Consider the following 16,440-nt stretch of genomic DNA (forward strand, 5'->3'; position numbering starts at 1 on the left):
TGTGACCGCTGGGCGAAATGGGCTTCAGGTTCGCTTCAGTTCGGGCTGTTAGAGTGCAGCCTGCGGCGGTAATTCGCCGAGCGGCTTACACAGTTCGTTCTACGGGCCGAATCGACCGGGACAAGGAGCGTAGGAATGCGCTGCAGGGAGATGCTGGCCCTCTACGCCGGTATCGCCGTGCTCCTGATGATTTCCGCCTTCGCCCTCGGCTCCTCCTCCCAGTCCCTGGGGACCGTCGGCGCGGCAGCGCATTCCCCGACTCACGCCGTGTCCGTGTTCGACACCTCGGGGCCGAATGCCGCGCTGGACGGCATGGACGGTGACGTCACTCTCCAGCAGCGCCACAAGGCGGGAAGCACGACGGCTTCGTCCCCCGTTCAGGCAGGCGTTCCTTCCTCGGTACCGGATCTGCACGACTGCTCGGCCGGCGTCTCCCGGCACCATGCTTCGTCATCGGGGTCGCAAAGCCCTGCCCGGGCCCTGATCCTTCGCTGCTGAGCGAGGCCGTCCCTTCACCCGGTGATCGCCCGGAATGCGAGCGCTGATCCTCCGCTCGCAGACATGGGTCGACGCACCCTTTTCCGCCGCATCACGCATGCGCGTTCCCTATTTCGTCTTTCATATTTCTGAGCCCTTTCTCAGTCCGTGGACCGTGGAATTCCTTCGCGCTGCGGGCCGTACGGGATACCCGAAACCTATGACTCAGTCCTGGAGCAGACGTACATGTACCACTTCCCCCTCGCCTCGGAACCGACGAGCGGCATCGCAGGGTGGGCGACCAGCCTCGTCGACACCATGGGCGGCCCCGGGGCCGGGCTGGCGATCGCCCTGGAGAACCTCTTCCCTCCGCTGCCGAGCGAGATCATTCTGCCGCTGACGGGCTTTGCGGCGGGGCAGGGAGTGATCAGCCTGTTCTCCGCCCTCTTCTGGACGACGCTGGGGTCGGTGGTGGGCGCTGTCGCGCTCTACTGGATCGGGGCGCTCTTCGGCCGGGAACGCATGTACGCCCTGTGGGAGCGGCTCCCTCTGGTGAAGGTGTCCGACCTGGAGAAGACCGAGCGATGGTTCCTCAAGCACGGCAGGAAGGCCATCTTCTTCGGCCGGATGATTCCGATTTTCCGCAGCCTGATCAGCGTCCCGGCGGGCGTCGAGCGGATGCCCCTGCCGATCTTCGTTCTCTTCACCACGCTGGGCAGCTTCATATGGAACTTCGTCCTCGTGATGGCCGGATATCTGCTGGGTGACCAATGGGACCTCGTGGAGCGTTACGTCGGGGTGCTCTCCAAGGTGGTACTCGGGCTGGTCGTCGCGGGGCTCGTCGTGTGGGTCGTCCGCAGGGTGCGTGCCCGACGGGACGAGCGCCGGACGAACCACGTATGACCGTTCTACCGACATGACCCTCAAGGGGCCGCGTACGGTGCGCGGCCCATCGAACCGATGGACAAGGTGGCAGGCATGGCAATGTGGGACCGCATCAAGGACCAGGCCAAGGGGCTGCAGCAGCAGGCGCAGGGCGCGAGGGGCCCTGCCGGTCAGCAGCAGCCGGGAACAGGGAGCCCGGGCGCCTCGGGGGGCTCCGGGGGCTCGAAGGAGAAGCTGGTCGGGCTGCTCAAGTCGCAGCTCGGCTCTCTCAAGACAGAGCTGAAGAGCGGGGCCTACCGGGATGCCAGCATGGCGATGTGCGCGCTGGTCGCGGCCGCCGACGGGTCCGTCGACCCCGCCGAGCGGCACCATGTGGAGAACCTGATCCTGCAGAACGACGTCCTGCAGAACTTCCCGCCCGAGCAGCTGCGGCAGCGGTTCAACAAGCACGTCGACCAGCTGATGTTCAACTTCCAGCAGGGCAAGGCCGATGCCATGCAGGAGATCGCCAAGGCTGCGAAGAAGCCGGTGGAGGCCAAGGCGGTCGTCCAGACCGGCTTCGTGATCGCCGGCGCGGACGGGTACATCGCCCCGGCCGAGGCGCAGGTTCTGCGGGAGGCGTGCACGGCGCTCGGTGTCTCCCCGCAGGAGTTCGGCCTCTGAGCCATTCTGTGCCGTACCGACTCGGCCCTCGTGGCCGGGCGGCGGACCCGTCTGACGGGTCGTCGGAGTGATCAGGGCTCTTCTCCGACGGCCCGTCCGGTTCAAGTGGGGCGCAGGACAGCCTTGGGCGTTCCTTGATCGTCAAACGGGCTGCCGGGGCATCCCACGCCCCGGCGGGAGCGGCAACGACACGGGCTGGGTGACGGTCAACCCGGCCCCCGCCGCGTAGCGGCCGAGACCCGGCGGGACGGGCGCCTGACTCCCCCGCCGGGTCCGCCCCGTGGCCCCGCGCCCCGGCCCTGGCCGGGGCCCCCGTACTCCTCCGGGCATGTGGCTCACGTAACACCGGCGCGGTGTCAGATCCCGCGTGGCTGAGCTGTCTTCACTACGGAAACACCGTGGAAGCACCGCGGGGTCCGGAGAGAGGAACTGCTGCCATGAAGGCCGTCATCGTGTGCGTTTCCGTGTCGCACGGCAACACCCTGCGCGTCGCCGACGCCATGGCTCAGCCGCTGGGAGCGGGAATCGTCAGCCCCGAGGAGGCCGATCCGCGGGAACTGGCCGCCGCCGACCTCGTGGGGTTCGGCTCCGGCGTCTTCTACGGAGCGCTTCACCCGCGGCTCACCGACTTCGTGCGCGCCCTCCCTTCCCGACCGCGTCAGGACCGGCCGGGTGCCCACGCGTTCGTGTTCGCGAGCAGCGGTCTCCCCGAAACGCCGGTGATGCCGTTCACCCGCCGCCTCGTGCGCCTTCTCGAAGGGAAGGGGTTCGATGTGGCCGGAACGTTCGCGTGCCGGGCCCTCGACACCTGGGCGCCCTTCAAACTCGTCGGCGGGCTCAACAGGCACAGGCCCGACACCGACGACCTGGCCGCTGCCCGCGCCTTCGCCGAGCGGCTGCGGGACGCCCGGCGCATCACGCGGTGACCCTGGCGATGAACGCGGCGAGATTCGTCATGGTGCGGTCGATCTGCTCCTCCAGGGTGAGGGACTCACGCAGTCGCCCGCCCACGCCGGCGTCCTTCTTCCCGCGTACGTAGAGCGAGCAGGCGAGGTCACTGCACATGTAGGCGCCGACGGAGTTGCCCTGCTTGCCCGCCTTCCCCGGCTTGGGGGCCACCAGCAGGGAGACTCCCCCGGTGTGGACGGTCACGCACATCGAGCACATGCTGCGGCGGGTCTGCGAGGAGCCGGTGTCGGAGGAGCGCAACTGGACTCCGACATGACTCACGCCGGACGGCATCACCAGGTAGGCCCGGTCAGGGGCCTGAGGGTCGCGCCAGCCCAGGAAGTCCAGGTCGTCCCAGGGCCGGTCGGCCAGGTCACGGGGGACGGACAGGCGTTTGGCCTCGCCCTTGGTGCAGTTCACGAAGGCACTGCGGATCTCTCGCTCGGTCAGGGGTTTCATGAGATCCACGCTAAGTTGCCTAAAAGCATTAGGCAAACGTATATTCCTTTAGGTAATCATGGGGAAGCGTTCGGAGGGTGGCATGGCACGAGCGGGGCTGGCGGCGGAGCGCGTGGTGCGGGCGGGCGCCGAGCTGGCGGACGAGATCGGCTTCGAGCAGGTGACCCCTTCGGAGCTCGCCCGGAAGCTGGGCATCAAGACCGCGAGTCTGTATTCGCACGTCAAGAACGCCCACGACCTCAAGACCAGGATCGCCCTGCTGGCCCTGGAGGAACTCGCCGACCAGGCGTCGGCGGCCATCGCGGGACGGGCGGGCCGGGACGCTCTCCGCGCGTTCGCCGACACCTACCGGGACTACGCGTTCCAGCACCCGGGCCGCTTCGCCGCGGCCCGGTTCCGCCTCGACGCGGACACGGCGGCCGCGAGTGCGGGCATGCGCCACTCCCGGATGATGCGGGCGATTCTGCGCGGCTACGAATTGCCCGAGCTTCAGGAGACACACGCGGTACGGCTCCTGGGCAGCGTCTTCAACGGCTACGTGGAGCTGGAGATGGCGGGCGGTTTCAGCCACAGCGCCCCCTCCTCCGATCAGAGCTGGACGGAGATCCTCGACGCACTCGACTCCCTGCTGCGCAACTGGCCGGCCCCTTCCTGACCCGGATCCCCCTCACAACGAACGAAGAGAACACGCACATGACCACCCGGCACGACTGGACGACCACCCCCATCAGCACCGACATCCTGCGGGGCGCGCTCGACCTGGAGCAGACCGAGCGCGGGGTGCTTCCGCACCGGCTGCCCGCCCGTGCGCGGCGGCAGATCGCCGACGGACAGCTGGCCATGGCCGAGTCCCAGCCCGCCGGCGTCCGGCTGGCGTTCCGCACCCGGGCGACCTCCGTCGAACTGGACGTGGTGGCCACCAAGCGCGTCTACGTCGGAGCTCCGCCGCGCCCCGACGGGGTGTACGAACTCCTCGTGGACGGCCGCCTCGCGGGCCGGGCCGGCGCTTCCGGCGGCGACACGCTCACCATCGACATGTCCGCGGGGACGGCTCGGACCCGGCCGGGCCCCGTGGAGACGCTCCGGTTCACCGGTCTGCCGGACGGCGAGAAGGACGTCGAGATCTGGCTGCCCCACGACGAGACGACGCTCCTGGTCGCCCTGCGCACCGACGCTCCGGTGCACACTCCCCGGCCGAGCGGCCGACCGGTCTGGCTGCACCACGGCAGTTCCATCAGCCACGGTTCCAACGCCGCCACCCCGACCGGCACCTGGCCCGCCCTGGCCGCGGCCTCCGGCGGTGCCGAACTGATCAACATGGGGTTCGGCGGTGGCGCCCTCCTCGACCCCTTCACCGCCCGGGCCATGCGCGACACCCCCGCCGACCTGCTCAGCGTCAAGATCGGTATCAACATCGTCAACGCCGACCTGATGCGGCTGCGCGCGTTCGGCCCGGCCGTCCACGGCTTCCTCGACACCCTGCGCGACGGGCACCCGACCGCACCGCTGCTGGTGATCTCGCCGATCTGCTGCCCCATCCACGAGAACACCCCGGGGCCGCTCGCCCCGGACTTCACCGCGATGAGCGAGGGCCGGGTGGGGTTCACGGCCACCGGCGATCCGGCGGAGGTCGCCGCGGGGAAGCTCACACTGACCGTGATCCGGGACGAGCTGGCCCGGATCGTCAAGGAGCGCTCGGCCACCGATCCCCAGCTGCACCACCTCGACGGCCTGGACCTCTACGGCGCGGACGACCACGCCGAGTTCCCGCTGCCCGACGATCTGCACCCGGATCCCGCCACCCACCGGCGTATCGCCGAGCGTTTCGCCCGGCACGCCTTCGGCCGTGGTGGACCCTTCGCCGCGCAGGAGCGGTGACTCCCGAGCGCGCCGTCGGCCGTCGGCGGGGAGCCGGTTCGGGACGAGCCCGGCTCCCCGCCTTTCGCCGTACGCCCGGTTACGGAGCGTCCACCAGGATGCGGCCGTCGGCCGGAACGCGGGAGGCGAGGCCGCCCGCGTAGGCGGATTCCACGCGGGCCCGCTCGGCCGCGTTCGGAACCGCGTTCGTGCAGCTCGCTCCGGCACTGGAGCCTGACATCAGCTGGGAGCAGGGGCCGGGTTTGGTGTCCGGCAGGCCCAGGCTGTGGCCGAGTTCATGGGCCGCGATACGGGTCTTGTCGTGGCCCTGGGTGACCGCCTGGCTGCCCAGCTCCACCCGGGCCTGGCCGCCGGGGCGGACCGGGCCGAGCGTGGCCTGCGGCCAGCCGCTGGTGGCCACGATCTGTATCTCGGCCCGCGTGCCGGGTGCGGCCTCGACGAGCTTGACGTTGCCGACGTTTCCGTTCCAGGAGGCGACCCCTGCGGCGATCGCCGCCTCCCAGCCGCCGGCCCTGCTGTCGTCGTAGCGGAGCGTCACCACGGCTGCCGTGCTCTCCGCGGCCGGGTCCGGCGCGGGAGCGGCGTGCGCCGCCGTGGCCGAGGCCAGGGTGAGCGCCACGGCGGCACCGGCCGCCTTGAACCATCTGGAATCCAGCATTGTTCGTCCCTTCATTCATGGGGGGCTCGGCTCCTCGCGGAGCCGGGCGAGTGGGGGAAACGGCCGGTTCGCGGGGAACCGGGCGGCCTCGATGGCCGGTTGCCGTTCCTCCCGGGCCGCAGGACCTATGCCGCGAACAGAGCTTGGTCATGCCCCTGTCACGAAATGAGGCCGGAAACCGCCCCTTGCTTCGTGGTGGCGCTAGGCCGACGGCGCCGGGGCCTGTTCCGTACCCTGGGGGCATGCGCATGCGACCGACCCTGAGCTGGACCTCGGACGAGGAGCTGCCGCCGGGCACGACGGACCTGGAGCCGGTCGCCGGGGCGCTGCGCGGTGGCCGTGTCCTGATCCTGAGCGGGGCGGGCCTCTCCACGGAGTCGGGCATCCCCGACTACCGGGGCGAGGGCGGGAGCCTGAGCCGCCACACCCCCATGACCTACCAGGACTTCACGGCCGACGCCGGTGCCCGGCGGCGCTACTGGGCGCGCAGCCATCTCGGCTGGCGTACGTTCGGCCGCGCCCGGCCCAACGCCGGGCACCGGGCCGTGGCCGCCTTCGGGCGGCAGGGCCTGCTCTCAGGCGTGATCACCCAGAACGTCGACGGGCTGCACCAGGCCGCGGGCAGTAACGACGTCGTGGACCTGCACGGCCGTCTGGACCGGGTCGTCTGCCTGTCCTGCGGCACCTTCAGCCCGCGCCGCGAGCTGGCGCACCGGCTGGAGGCGGCCAACGAGGGGTTCGCGCCGGTGGCCTCCGCGCTGAACCCGGACGGCGACGCGGACCTCACGGACGAGCAGGTCGGGGACTTCCGCGTGGTGCCCTGCGCCTCCTGCGGTGGGGTCCTCAAACCGGACGTGGTGTTCTTCGGCGAGGCCGTGCCCCCGCAGCGGGTCGAGCACTGCCGCACGCTGGTCCGCGAGGCGCGCACCCTGCTGGTCCTGGGCTCCTCGCTGACCGTGATGTCGGGGCTGCGCTTCGTCCGCCAGGCCGCCGGGGCCGGTACGCCGGTGCTGATCGTCAACCGGGATGCGACCCGGGGCGACCGGCACGCCGTGACCCGTATCGCCCTTCCGCTGGGATCGGCTCTCACCGCCGCGGCGGGCCGACTCGGTGTTCACGTCCCCGCCCATGCCGCCGACACGGCGGCAGAGCCCGCCTAGCCGACGACGCACACCGCTCTCCCGACCCCAGCATCACTCTCCGTCACTCTGCGCACGCGGGACATTACCGATATAGATGCTTATGGGTAACTCCCCGCCTTCCGAGGCCGTCGACAGAGCAAGGAGCAACCGTGCCTTCAGTACCGTCCATCACCCTCAACAACGGTGTGGCGATCCCCCAGCTCGGCTTCGGGACCTTCCAGATCCCGCCGGACGAGACCTGCGAGACCACCGTCGCCGCTCTGGAGACCGGCTACCGGCACATCGACACGGCGCAGATGTACGGCAACGAGAAGGAGGTCGGCCAGGCGGTCCGGGAGTCCGGGCTCGACCGCGCCGACGTCTTCGTCACGAGCAAGCTGAACAACGGGGCGCACGCGCCCGCCGAGGCACTCCGGGCGTTCGACCGTTCCCTGGAGGAGCTGGGCTTCGACTACCTGGACCTCTTCCTCATCCACTGGCCCCTGCCGGGTGGTTCGGGCGACTTCGTGGAGACGTGGAAGGCGCTGGAGGAGATCTACCGGTCCGGGCGCGCCAAGGCGATCGGGGTCTCCAACTTCCAGGAGAACCATCTGCGCCGGCTGCTGGACAACAGCACGGTGGTGCCCGCCGTCAACCAGATCGAGGTGCACCCGTACCTCACGCAGGAGCCTCTGCGGGCCTTCGGGGCGGAGCACGACATCGCCACGGAGGCGTGGTCGCCCATCGCCCAGGGCAAGGTGCTCTCCGATCCGACGATCGCGCGGATCGCCGAGCGGGTGGGCAGGAAGCCCGCACAGGTGGTGCTGCGCTGGCATCTGCAGCGCGGGGACATCGTCTTCCCCAAGTCCGTGACGCTGAAGCGCATCCAGGACAACTTCGCGCTCTTCGACTTCGAGCTCACCGGGGGCGACATCGGCGAGATCTCCGCACTCAACCGTGACGAACGCACCGGGCCCGACCCGGACACCTTCAACGGCTGACCCGGCCCGGCGGCATGGTGCGCGTACGCGGTGATCCCCACCGCGTACGCGCACCCAGGGCCCTACTACCGTGCGAAGTTCCTCAGGTCCTCGGCGAGCGAGCTGATCGCCGCCGGATTGCGCGGGCTCTCGACGAGGTCCACGTAGTCGAGGACGACGATGCGGTCGTTCTTGATCGCCGATACACCGGCGAGGGGCTTGTAGGACTTCAGGAACTTCCGCTTCTCGTCCGCGCCGGTGTCGCCGTAGTCGTTGATGACGATGACCTCGGGATCGCGGTCGACCACCGTCTCCCAGCCGACCGTGGTCCAGCTGTCCTTGAGGTCCTTCATGATGTGGTCGCCGCCGGCCTTGGTGATGATGTCGTGCGGTCCGGCGTACGCGCCCGAGGTCAGCGGCTTGTCCTTGCCGTCGTCGTAGAGGAAGACGCGGAGGCGGTCGTCGCCCGTCGCCGCCCGGGAGCGCGCGTCGGCGACCTCCTTCCGGAACGAGGTGATGAGGGTGTTCGCCCGGTCCTCGACGTCGAAGATCTTTCCGAGGTTCCGCAGGTCGGTGTAGAGCGCTTCGAGCGGGGGCATGACGCCGCGGGCCTTGCCCTGCCCGTTCCGGCAGGACTCGCTGAGCAGGTAGGAGTCGATGCCCACGCGCTTCAGTTCGGCGGGGGTGAAGCCCTCGCCCTCGTTGAATCCGTAGTTCCAGCCGGCGAAGACCAGATCGGCCCGGGCGTCGAGGACCAACTCCTTGTTGATGCGCTCCTTGGAGAGCCACTTGGTCTTCTTGTAGCCGTCCTTCCAGGGGACGGACGTCATGTCGCCCTTGTCGTCGGGCATCACGTATCCGGCCATGTGGTCCTCGAGGCCGAGGGCGAACATGATCTCGGTGATGCCGACGTCGTTGGTCACGACCCGCTGCGGGGCCTTGTCGTAGCGCTTCTTCTCACCGCAGTTCTCCACGGTCACCGGGTAGTGGCGGTCGGCCTGTGCGGTGCTGTCCTTCCCGTCGGCTTCCGGTGTGACGTCCGCTCCGCAACCGGTGAGGGCCAGGGCGGCGGCGAGGACGAAGGCCGCGGGGCGCAGGGGGTGGGGCATGGGGCGGGGCTCCTTCAGGGGGTGGGACGGGCCGGGGGAAGGTCGAAGAGCAGTTGCAGCGCCCCGGTCGCGGGGTGCGTGACGCGGTGTGCCCGTACGCCGAAGACGTCGGCCAGCAGTTCGGTGGTCAGGACGTCGTGCGGGGGTCCGGAGGCGACGATCCGGCCGCTGTCGATGACGTGGACGGCGTCGCAGTGCAGGGCGGCGAGGTTCAGGTCGTGCAGGGCGGTCAGCACGGTCAGGCCGCTGTCGCGGACCAGGGCGAGGACTTCCAACTGATGGGCGATGTCCAGGTGGTTGGTGGGCTCGTCTAGCACGAGGACCCGGGGCTGCTGGGCGAGCGCGCGGGCGATGAGGACGCGCTGCCGCTCGCCGCCGGAGAGGGTCAGGAAGCCGCGTTCGGCCAGGTGTCCCGCCCCGACCCCTTCCAGCGCCTCGTCGCAGCGGCGGCGGTCCTCGTCGGTCGTCCGGGCCATCGGCCCCTGGTGCGGCAGACGGCCCATGGCGACGATCTCGGCGACGGTGAAGTCGAATTCGGCGACCGCGTCCTGAGGCAGGGCGGCCAGCCGTCGGGCGCCTTCCCGGGTGGTGAGGGCGTGGAGGTCCTCACCACCGATCCTGACGGCGCCGGCGGACGGCCGCAGAGCCCGGTAGACGCAGCGCAGGAGAGTGGACTTCCCGCTGCCGTTGGGGCCGACCAGGCCGACGAGCTGCCCGTCGGCCGCGCCCAGGGTGACCTGGTCCACCAGGCGTGCGCCGGCGATCTCGACGGTGAGCTCGTCGATGTCGATCCGCATCAGATGCCCCCGAAGGAGTAGGCGCGCCGGCGCATGAGGAGGATGAAGCAGGGAACACCGATGACCGCGGTGAGGACGCCCACGGGCAGTTCGGCCGGGGCGAGCACCACGCGCGAGAGGATGTCGACCCAGATCAGCAGGACGGCTCCGGCGAGGGGTGCGACGGCCAGAAGCCGCCGGTGGTCCGCGCCGACCAGCATCCGGGTGGCGTGCGGGACCATCAGGCCGACGAAGCCGATCGCCCCGCTGACCGCGACGACCGCCCCGGTGACGGCCGCGGAGACGAGGAAGAGTTCCCTGCGCAGTCTCCCGGGGTCGACGCCGAGCGCGGCGGCGGTCTCGTCGCCCATGGCGAGGGCGTTCAGGCGCCGCGCCGACCAGCCGAGGTGCGCGAGGCCGGCGAGCACCGCCCCGGCGGCGATCGGCACGGCGGCCCAGTTGGCGCCGCTCAGGCTGCCGAGCAGCCACATCATCGCGGAGCGGGCCGCTTCCCCGCGCTCGGCCGCGAACACCATGAAGGTGGTGACGGCGGAGAAGCCGTAGTACATCGCGGTTCCCGTCAGCACGAGCCGGAGCGGGGTGAGACCGCGTTCGGTGCGGGCGACCGCGTACACGAGCAGCATCGCGAGGAGCGCGGAGCCGAATGCCGCCGTGGACAGCGCCCAGATGCCCAGTGCGCCCAGGGCCCCGAAGATGAGGACGGCGTTGGCGCCGACCGCCGCGCCCGAGGAGATGCCGAGCACGAACGGGTCGGCGAGCGCGTTGCGCACCATGGCCTGGACTGCGACGCCGATGGCCGACAGACCGGCGCCCACGACCGCGGCCAGAACCGCTCGTGGCAGGCGCAGTTCCCAGACGATGGTGTAGGCCGGGACCTCTTCGGAGCCGATGGCTCCGCCGGTGATTCCTGCCCAGAGGTAGCGCGTCACTTCGGCCCAGGAGAGCCCCGACGCCCCGAGTGCCGCTCCGCAGACGAGCGAGAGGGGAAGGGCGAGGCCCAGACCGGTCAGGAGGAGCGGCAGGGGGACGCGGCGGGGCGGCGCCGGTCCGGTGCCGCCCCGCGCGGGGCGTGGCGGTTTGGCGGGTATGCGGTCGAGAGACGTGGCCACGGGCCGGTCGCTTTCGCCTCGGGCCGTGCGTCGCACAAGGAGAAGCGGCCCCGGACGGCGGCCGTCCCGCGCAGCGCCCTTTTCGCAGTCCACGGCGAATGGTCAGGAGCCTTCTGTGCCGCGGGTGATCGGGCTCACGGACCGGGGGTCCGTCTACCGTTGCGGGTCAGCGCCGGGTTTCGACCGGACTTCCCCCGTGACGAGTCCGCAGCCTAGCGCGTACGTCCGTTCCGGTTTCGGGGAGGGCCGGGACGTCCTCGGCGTTCACCGCGTCGACCTCGTTCACCAGCTGATGCGGGCCGCCACGGGCAGGTGGTCGCTGCCGGTTGCGGGCAGTACCCAGGCGCTCTCCGGTTCCACGCCGCGCACCAGGATCTGGTCGATCCGCACCACGGGGAACGTGGCCGGCCAGCTGAAGCCGAAGCCGGCCCCGGCGGTCTCCTGGGCCGATGCCATCCGCGAGGTGAGGCCCTCGTACGCGCGGTCGTCCAGGGTCCCGTTCAGATCGCCGAGAAGCACCACTCGCTCGTTCTTCTCGGCGGCGACGGCCTGTCCCAGCGACTGTGCGCCGCCGTCCCGCCGGCCCGACGAGAGCCCGGCCCTGGGGTTCACGCGTACGGACCCGAGGTGTGCCACGTACACCGCAAGCGGCCCGTGGTCCGTGGCCACCGTGGTCCGCATCCCCCGGTTGTAGGCCATCTTGGCCTCGGCGGGCTTGGCGTCCCCCAGCGGTCCGGCGTCCATCGCGACGTCGACCGGCCGGGTGTCGGACAACGGGAACCTGCTCCACAGTCCGACCGTGCCCTGCACCGTGTGGTGCGGGTAGGCCTGCGCCAGTTCCTTCTCGTACGTCCCCCGGGCCTCGGCGGCCAGCTCCTCCAGTGCCAGCACGTCCGCACCGGAGCCGGCCAGGGCGCGGGCGGTGCCGACCGGGTCGGGGTTGTCCGCACCGACGTTGTGGGAGGCCACCGTGAGGTCGCCGCCCGGGTGGGACTTGTCGGTGAGCAGTGGGCCGAAGAGGTTCAGCCAGGCCACGACCGGCAGGAGCAGCGCGATCACCGCGGTGGCGGAGCGGCGCAGCAGTGCCCCGGCCAGCAGCATCGGGACGAACAGGCCGCACCACGGCAGGAACGTCTCGACCAGGCTGCCGAGGTTCCCGATCCGGTTCGGGATGCTCGCGTGCAGCAGCAGGAGCAGGCCCAGCAGCAGCGCCGCTGTCGCGAGCACGCGGCCGCGGCGCCAGATGCTGGACGGACCGGAGGGACGGGACGGCTCGGAGGGACGGGACGGCTCGGAGGGTTCGGACAGTTCGGTTGCTCCCGATGTGGCAACCCTCTCGGCCACGTCTGCCGTGTTCCCTGTGTCCATCCGCGTCGCCGTCGTCTGTCCTCGTTCGCTGCCGGTCACTGTCGCATCCTCGGGTCCTGAGTGGGGTCGGCGTACATGCGCGGGCAGCCTCGGTCCGCAGCGTCCGTACGCAGTTCGAAGTGCCAGGGTTCGTTCCGGTAGATCCGGCACAGCCCGTACGCGGAGCCGTGCTCGGAGAGCCAGTCCGTCGCCGTGCCGGGCCCGATGTCGACCGCGTCCCCCGACACATGGGGAGAGGTCGTCGCGGTGGCCACCCAGCGGGCGGCCTCGGCTTCGGAGCCGTACTGCGCGACCGCCTTGCGGAGCAGCTCCTCCTGGTATGCGGCCGAACGCCAGCCGCTGTTGACGGTGAACGTGACTCCGTCGGGCGCGGCATCCCGTGCGGCCTGCCGAAGTGCGTCGAGCAGTTCCGCGTCGAGGTTGGCCACCGCCGGAACCTCGTCGTCGAGGACCGTCGCACCGTCGGGCACGACACCGTCGGTCTCGTCGAGCGCGCCCCGGCTCTCGCGGTGCGGGGCGTGCGAGGGCGGCCGGTCGGAGAGGGACGGGGCGGGCAGGAGGGGCGCGGAGTCCTGGCCCGGGGTGGCCGCCGAGTCCGAGGAGGGTGTCGGAGAGGTCTTCAGCAGGGGGTGGCCGAGGGCCACGACGATCGCTGCCAGTACGGCCACCAGGCCGATGACGAGGGGCTTGCGGAACCGGAGGGCCGACGTACGCGCCGACGGCGGGGGTCGAGTCATACTGCCAGTCAAGGCAGTGCGGAGTTGCCGGCGCGTATGCGCTTTTCGATACGCCGACGATATGCGGCGACTCCTACCATCGGGGACATGCGTGTGCTGATCGTCGAGGACGAGCCCTATCTGGCAGAAGCCATCCGCGACGGTCTGCGTCTCGAAGCGATCGCGGCCGACATCGCGGGCGACGGCGACACCGCGCTGGAGCTGCTGAGCGTCAACGCCTATGACATCGCCGTCCTCGACCGTGACGTCCCCGGTCCTTCCGGTGACGAGATCGCCCGGCACATCGTCGCCTCCGGCAGCGGCACTCCGATCCTCATGCTCACCGCCGCCGACCGGCTCGACGACAAGGCGTCCGGGTTCGAACTCGGTGCCGACGACTACCTCACGAAACCCTTCGAGCTCCGCGAACTCGCCCTCCGGCTCCGGGCGCTCGACCGCAGACGCGCCCACAGCAGACCTCCCGTGCGGGAGATCGCGGGGCTGCGGCTCGACCCGTTCCGCCGGGAGGTGTACCGGGACGGGCGGTACGTCGCGCTGACCCGCAAGCAGTTCGCCGTGCTCGAAGTCCTGATCGGCGCCGACGGCGGTGTCGTCAGCGCCGAGGAACTGCTCGAACGCGCCTGGGACGAGAACGCCGATCCGTTCACCAACGCCGTGCGCATCACCGTATCGGCCCTGCGCAAACGCCTCGGAGAGCCCGGGATCATCGCGACCGTGCCCGGCGTCGGCTACCGCATCGAGCCGGGTGCCGACGCCGTACGGGGAGAGGGAGAGGTCCGTGGCTAGGTCCTGTCGTCAAACTGCCGTCGTCGCCCGAAGGGCGGCCGCGCGGCGTCTGGTGCGTGCGACCGCAAGGCGCCGGAATGGTCTTGGATGGGGCCTCCCCCGCTCGAACGCATTTGAGAGCTTGGGGAAGGAGCTACCAGGGCGTTTCGGTAACGCAGCGAGCGTGCGTGCCAGGCGTCGCGCGGCAGACGGCAGTTTGACGACAGGACCTAGGGGCGAGCGGACTGCGGCAGGGGCCGAGGGGGCCGTGGTCAGGCGGCCCGGGTTGAGCGTCCGCCTCAAGCTCACCCTCAGCTACGCCGGGTTCCTCATGGTCGCGGGGATCCTCCTGCTCGGGGCGGTGTGGGTGTACCTCCTGCAGTACGTTCCCGATGACTGGGACCAGCGCATGCTGCACGAGAACCCCAACCGCCAGCTCCTCGCGTACACCTTCGCCCCGGCGGCGGGCACCGTGCTGGCGGTCCTTCTCCTCTTCGGGCTCGTGGGCGGATGGTTCCTGGCCGGCCGGATGCTCGCCCCGCTGACCCGGATCACGGAAGCCACCCGCACGGCCACGCACGGATCGCTCTCCCACCGGATCCGGCTGCCCGGCCGCAAGGACGAGTTCCGTGAACTCGCCGATGCCTTCGACGCGATGCTCGCCCGCCTGGAGGCGCACGTCGCCGAGCAGAAGCGCTTCGCGGCCAACGCCTCCCACGAGCTGCGCACGCCGCTCGCCGTCTCCCGGACGCTGCTGGAAGTGGCCCGAGCCGATCCGGACCGCGACTCCGAGGAGATCATCGACCGTCTCCACACCGTCAACAGCCGGGCGATCGACCTCACCGAGGCGCTGCTCCTCCTCAGCCGGGCGGACCGGCGTTCCTTCACCCCGGAACGCGTCGATCTGTCACTGATCGCCGAGGAGGCCGCCGAGAGTTTCCTACCTCTCGCGGAAGAGCGCGGCATCGCTCTGGAGACGCGGGGCGACATCGCCGCCACGACCGGATCGCCGACGCTGCTGCTCCAGCTGGCCACCAACCTCGTGCACAACGCCATCGTCCACAACCTGCCGGACGGGGGCACCGTCCAGGTGACGACGAGCGTCCGCGCCGGGCGCGTGGTGCTGGCGGTCGAGAACACCGGTGCCCCCCTCTCCCCCGAGCTGGTCTCGACGCTCACCGAACCGTTCCAGCGGGGCGCCGAGCGGCTGCGTACCCACCACGCGGGGGTCGGCCTCGGCCTGGCCATCGTCGAGACCATCACGCGCGCGCACGACGGGACGCTCGTCCTCGCCCCGCGCGCCGGCGGCGGACTGCGCGTCACGGTGGAACTTCCCTCGGCCTGCGGGAGTGGCGATCGGGGACCGGCGCGGACTCTTCCCTCCCCCTGAGGCGACGAGGTCCGGACCCCGTACGGCAGGATGGTGCCATGAGCGTAGTCAAGATCAATGTGCTGACCGTCCCCCAGGAACAGCGCGAGACGCTGGAGAAGCGCTTCGCGTCCCGCGCCCATGCCGTGGAGAGCTCCGACGGATTCGAGTGGTTCGAGCTGCTCCGGCCCGTCGAGGGCACGGACGACTACCTCGTCTACACGCGATGGCGTGACGAGGCCTCCTTCCAGGCGTGGATGGAGGGTCCGATGAAGGCGGCCCACCAGGGCGGCGACGCCTCCGGCGGCGAGCGCCCCAAGCCGGCGGCGAGCGGTTCCACGGTGTGGTCCTTCGAGGTCGTGCAGCAGGCCGCGCCGAAGGGCGCGTAGGCGCGCCCGCACCGGTGTACGCCCCTGCCCGGCCGGATCATGACCGGCCGGGCAGGTCGCTCCCCCGTGTGTACGGGGCAGCGAGGCCGCTGGGCCGGGACCCGGTGCGTCAGCGGTCGACGGGCGGCAGTCCGGCCAGGCCGGTGTCGAGCATGATGCGGTCGACGGTCCTGTCCAGGATGCTGTCGGGGCCGATCACGGTCTCCCGTCCGTCGGGCAGCACATCGCGGGGGCGGTACCAGTCCCGCAGCTGGTCCTCGTCGACCTCGTCGGCGATGGGTTTGGTGGCGTGCCGCGCCACGGTCTCGGCGAACGGGACGTCCAGGTAGTACCCGTGGGTCGGGCCCCGGTGGTCGGCGCGCAGCCGGGCGAGCATGTCGCCGTAGTGGTCGGCGTAGAGGATCCCTTCGACCACCACGTGGTAGCCGGCGTCCAGGGCGTAGCGGGCCGTCAGCTCGATCAGGCCGATGTTCGCCGCCCCCGGCCGGTCGCGTTCGCGCAGCACGGTGCGGCGGAGGTTGTCCTGCCCGACCACGGCCAGCCCGCGGCCGAATCTGTGGCGGAGAGCGGCGGCGACGGTCGACTTCCCCGAAGCGCTGTTGCCGCGCAGAACGATCAGCCGGGTCTCTTCCGTGCCCACCTTCACGGCGATCACGCTAGCGGCCCCGGGCCGGGCCCGGGGCCGAACTCGGCCATGTCACTCCCAGGGTGCACGCGGTCTCCTCCCG

19 protein-coding genes are annotated in these 16,440 nt (G+C 70.7%); 11 read left to right on the forward strand and 8 right to left on the reverse strand.

Going from position 1 to position 16,440, the window contains the following annotated elements:
• Positions 1-135 precede the first annotated feature (135 nt).
• From IE140_RS25610 to IE140_RS25625, 4 genes are all read left to right on the forward strand, one after another.
• On the forward strand, positions 136-498 hold the full coding sequence (locus tag IE140_RS25610) for a hypothetical protein (protein WP_093435816.1): 363 nt from the start codon (positions 136-138) through the stop codon (positions 496-498).
• A 225-nt stretch (positions 499-723) separates the two neighbouring features.
• Entirely contained in the window at positions 724-1,380 is a 657-nt protein-coding gene (locus IE140_RS25615; protein ID WP_088573333.1) for a DedA family protein, read from the forward strand.
• Between the two features lie 75 nt (positions 1,381-1,455).
• Entirely contained in the window at positions 1,456-2,025 is a 570-nt protein-coding gene (locus tag IE140_RS25620; protein WP_093435819.1) for a tellurite resistance TerB family protein, read from the forward strand.
• Positions 2,026-2,462: 437 nt separating this feature from the next.
• Positions 2,463-2,951: a flavodoxin family protein gene (locus IE140_RS25625; RefSeq protein WP_150197711.1), complete on the forward strand. Its 489-nt coding sequence runs from the start codon at positions 2,463-2,465 to the stop codon at positions 2,949-2,951.
• On the opposite strand, the gene IE140_RS25630 is transcribed toward IE140_RS25625, so the two are convergent.
• The gene (locus IE140_RS25630) at positions 2,941-3,432 is read right to left on the reverse strand and encodes an FBP domain-containing protein (RefSeq protein WP_093435857.1); all 492 of its coding nucleotides are present in this window, start codon (positions 3,430-3,432) and stop codon (positions 2,941-2,943) included. The genes IE140_RS25625 and IE140_RS25630 overlap by 11 nt on opposite strands.
• Before the next feature lie 82 nt (positions 3,433-3,514).
• On the opposite strand from IE140_RS25630, the gene IE140_RS25635 reads away from it, so the two are divergent.
• Together IE140_RS25635 and IE140_RS25640 are read left to right on the forward strand one after the other, a co-directional pair.
• Positions 3,515-4,087 (forward strand): TetR/AcrR family transcriptional regulator, encoded by a 573-nt coding sequence (locus tag IE140_RS25635; protein ID WP_109181264.1) that lies wholly within the window; start codon positions 3,515-3,517, stop codon positions 4,085-4,087.
• Positions 4,088-4,125: 38 nt separating this feature from the next.
• Positions 4,126-5,310 (forward strand): GDSL-type esterase/lipase family protein, encoded by a 1,185-nt coding sequence (locus IE140_RS25640; RefSeq protein ID WP_150197712.1) that lies wholly within the window; start codon positions 4,126-4,128, stop codon positions 5,308-5,310.
• A gap of 79 nt (positions 5,311-5,389) precedes the next feature.
• Here the strand turns inward: IE140_RS25640 and IE140_RS25645 are convergent, their stop codons facing one another.
• Positions 5,390-5,968 carry a snapalysin family zinc-dependent metalloprotease gene (locus tag IE140_RS25645; protein WP_150197713.1) on the reverse strand — a complete coding sequence of 193 codons (579 nt, stop codon included), beginning with the start codon at positions 5,966-5,968 and terminating at the stop codon, positions 5,390-5,392.
• 248 nt (positions 5,969-6,216) lie between these two features.
• Between IE140_RS25645 and IE140_RS25650 the strand changes: the two genes are divergently transcribed.
• Together IE140_RS25650 and IE140_RS25655 are read left to right on the forward strand one after the other, a co-directional pair.
• Positions 6,217-7,128, forward strand: a complete 912-nt coding sequence (locus IE140_RS25650; protein WP_150197716.1) for an NAD-dependent protein deacetylase — start codon at positions 6,217-6,219, stop codon at positions 7,126-7,128.
• 131 nt (positions 7,129-7,259) lie between these two features.
• Entirely contained in the window at positions 7,260-8,090 is an 831-nt protein-coding gene (locus IE140_RS25655; RefSeq protein ID WP_150197714.1) for an aldo/keto reductase, read from the forward strand.
• Between the two features lie 65 nt (positions 8,091-8,155).
• Here IE140_RS25655 and IE140_RS25660 read toward each other — a convergent pair whose 3' ends face one another.
• The 5 genes from IE140_RS25660 to IE140_RS25680 form a co-directional block, all read right to left on the reverse strand.
• Positions 8,156-9,178 (reverse strand): ABC transporter substrate-binding protein, encoded by a 1,023-nt coding sequence (locus IE140_RS25660; protein ID WP_093435836.1) that lies wholly within the window; start codon positions 9,176-9,178, stop codon positions 8,156-8,158.
• Positions 9,179-9,192: 14 nt separating this feature from the next.
• Positions 9,193-9,975, reverse strand: coding sequence for an ABC transporter ATP-binding protein (locus IE140_RS25665; RefSeq protein ID WP_167533494.1), 783 nt, complete (start codon positions 9,973-9,975; stop codon positions 9,193-9,195).
• Positions 9,975-11,084, reverse strand: a complete 1,110-nt coding sequence (locus IE140_RS25670; protein ID WP_093435840.1) for a FecCD family ABC transporter permease — start codon at positions 11,082-11,084, stop codon at positions 9,975-9,977. The genes IE140_RS25665 and IE140_RS25670 overlap by 1 nt, the downstream gene beginning before the upstream one ends.
• A 282-nt stretch (positions 11,085-11,366) precedes the next feature.
• Positions 11,367-12,452 (reverse strand): endonuclease/exonuclease/phosphatase family protein, encoded by a 1,086-nt coding sequence (locus tag IE140_RS25675; protein ID WP_150195196.1) that lies wholly within the window; start codon positions 12,450-12,452, stop codon positions 11,367-11,369.
• 35 nt (positions 12,453-12,487) lie between these two features.
• The gene (locus tag IE140_RS25680) at positions 12,488-13,189 is read right to left on the reverse strand and encodes a M15 family metallopeptidase (RefSeq protein WP_229826903.1); all 702 of its coding nucleotides are present in this window, start codon (positions 13,187-13,189) and stop codon (positions 12,488-12,490) included.
• Positions 13,190-13,276: 87 nt separating this feature from the next.
• Between IE140_RS25680 and IE140_RS25685 the strand changes: the two genes are divergently transcribed.
• From IE140_RS25685 to IE140_RS25695, 3 genes are all read left to right on the forward strand, one after another.
• Complete coding sequence (locus IE140_RS25685; protein WP_150195191.1) at positions 13,277-13,975, forward strand: response regulator transcription factor; 699 nt, start codon at positions 13,277-13,279, stop codon at positions 13,973-13,975.
• A 265-nt stretch (positions 13,976-14,240) separates the two neighbouring features.
• Entirely contained in the window at positions 14,241-15,344 is a 1,104-nt protein-coding gene (locus IE140_RS25690) for a sensor histidine kinase (RefSeq protein WP_150195188.1), read from the forward strand.
• Between the two features lie 38 nt (positions 15,345-15,382).
• Positions 15,383-15,712, forward strand: coding sequence for an antibiotic biosynthesis monooxygenase family protein (locus IE140_RS25695; RefSeq protein WP_030717837.1), 330 nt, complete (start codon positions 15,383-15,385; stop codon positions 15,710-15,712).
• A gap of 109 nt (positions 15,713-15,821) precedes the next feature.
• On the opposite strand, the gene IE140_RS25700 is transcribed toward IE140_RS25695, so the two are convergent.
• Positions 15,822-16,367 (reverse strand): AAA family ATPase, encoded by a 546-nt coding sequence (locus IE140_RS25700; RefSeq protein ID WP_093445732.1) that lies wholly within the window; start codon positions 16,365-16,367, stop codon positions 15,822-15,824.
• Positions 16,368-16,440: the final 73 nt, after the last annotated feature.

The organism is Streptomyces parvus, assembly GCF_014648875.1.
Taxonomy (GTDB): domain Bacteria; phylum Actinomycetota; class Actinomycetes; order Streptomycetales; family Streptomycetaceae; genus Streptomyces; species Streptomyces parvus.

Bases quoted from the DNA above. Each gene is read 5' to 3' on its own strand.
- IE140_RS25610 (WP_093435816.1), top strand. From the start codon at position 136: ATGCGCTGCAGGGAGATGCTGGCCCTCTACGCCGGTATCGCCGTGCTC.
- IE140_RS25615 (WP_088573333.1), top strand. From the start codon at position 724: ATGTACCACTTCCCCCTCGCCTCGGAACCGACGAGCGGCATCGCAGGG.
- IE140_RS25645 (WP_150197713.1), bottom strand. From the start codon at position 5,968: ATGCTGGATTCCAGATGGTTCAAGGCGGCCGGTGCCGCCGTGGCGCTC.
- IE140_RS25675 (WP_150195196.1), bottom strand. From the start codon at position 12,452: ATGGACACAGGGAACACGGCAGACGTGGCCGAGAGGGTTGCCACATCG.
- IE140_RS25685 (WP_150195191.1), top strand. From the start codon at position 13,277: ATGCGTGTGCTGATCGTCGAGGACGAGCCCTATCTGGCAGAAGCCATC.
- IE140_RS25665 (WP_167533494.1), bottom strand. From the start codon at position 9,975: ATGCGGATCGACATCGACGAGCTCACCGTCGAGATCGCCGGCGCACGC.
- IE140_RS25625 (WP_150197711.1), top strand. From the start codon at position 2,463: ATGAAGGCCGTCATCGTGTGCGTTTCCGTGTCGCACGGCAACACCCTG.
- IE140_RS25695 (WP_030717837.1), top strand. From the start codon at position 15,383: ATGAGCGTAGTCAAGATCAATGTGCTGACCGTCCCCCAGGAACAGCGC.
- IE140_RS25640 (WP_150197712.1), top strand. From the start codon at position 4,126: ATGACCACCCGGCACGACTGGACGACCACCCCCATCAGCACCGACATC.
- IE140_RS25650 (WP_150197716.1), top strand. From the start codon at position 6,217: ATGCGACCGACCCTGAGCTGGACCTCGGACGAGGAGCTGCCGCCGGGC.
- IE140_RS25660 (WP_093435836.1), bottom strand. From the start codon at position 9,178: ATGCCCCACCCCCTGCGCCCCGCGGCCTTCGTCCTCGCCGCCGCCCTG.
- IE140_RS25680 (WP_229826903.1), bottom strand. From the start codon at position 13,189: ATGACTCGACCCCCGCCGTCGGCGCGTACGTCGGCCCTCCGGTTCCGC.
- IE140_RS25620 (WP_093435819.1), top strand. From the start codon at position 1,456: ATGGCAATGTGGGACCGCATCAAGGACCAGGCCAAGGGGCTGCAGCAG.
- IE140_RS25630 (WP_093435857.1), bottom strand. From the start codon at position 3,432: ATGAAACCCCTGACCGAGCGAGAGATCCGCAGTGCCTTCGTGAACTGC.
- IE140_RS25635 (WP_109181264.1), top strand. From the start codon at position 3,515: ATGGCACGAGCGGGGCTGGCGGCGGAGCGCGTGGTGCGGGCGGGCGCC.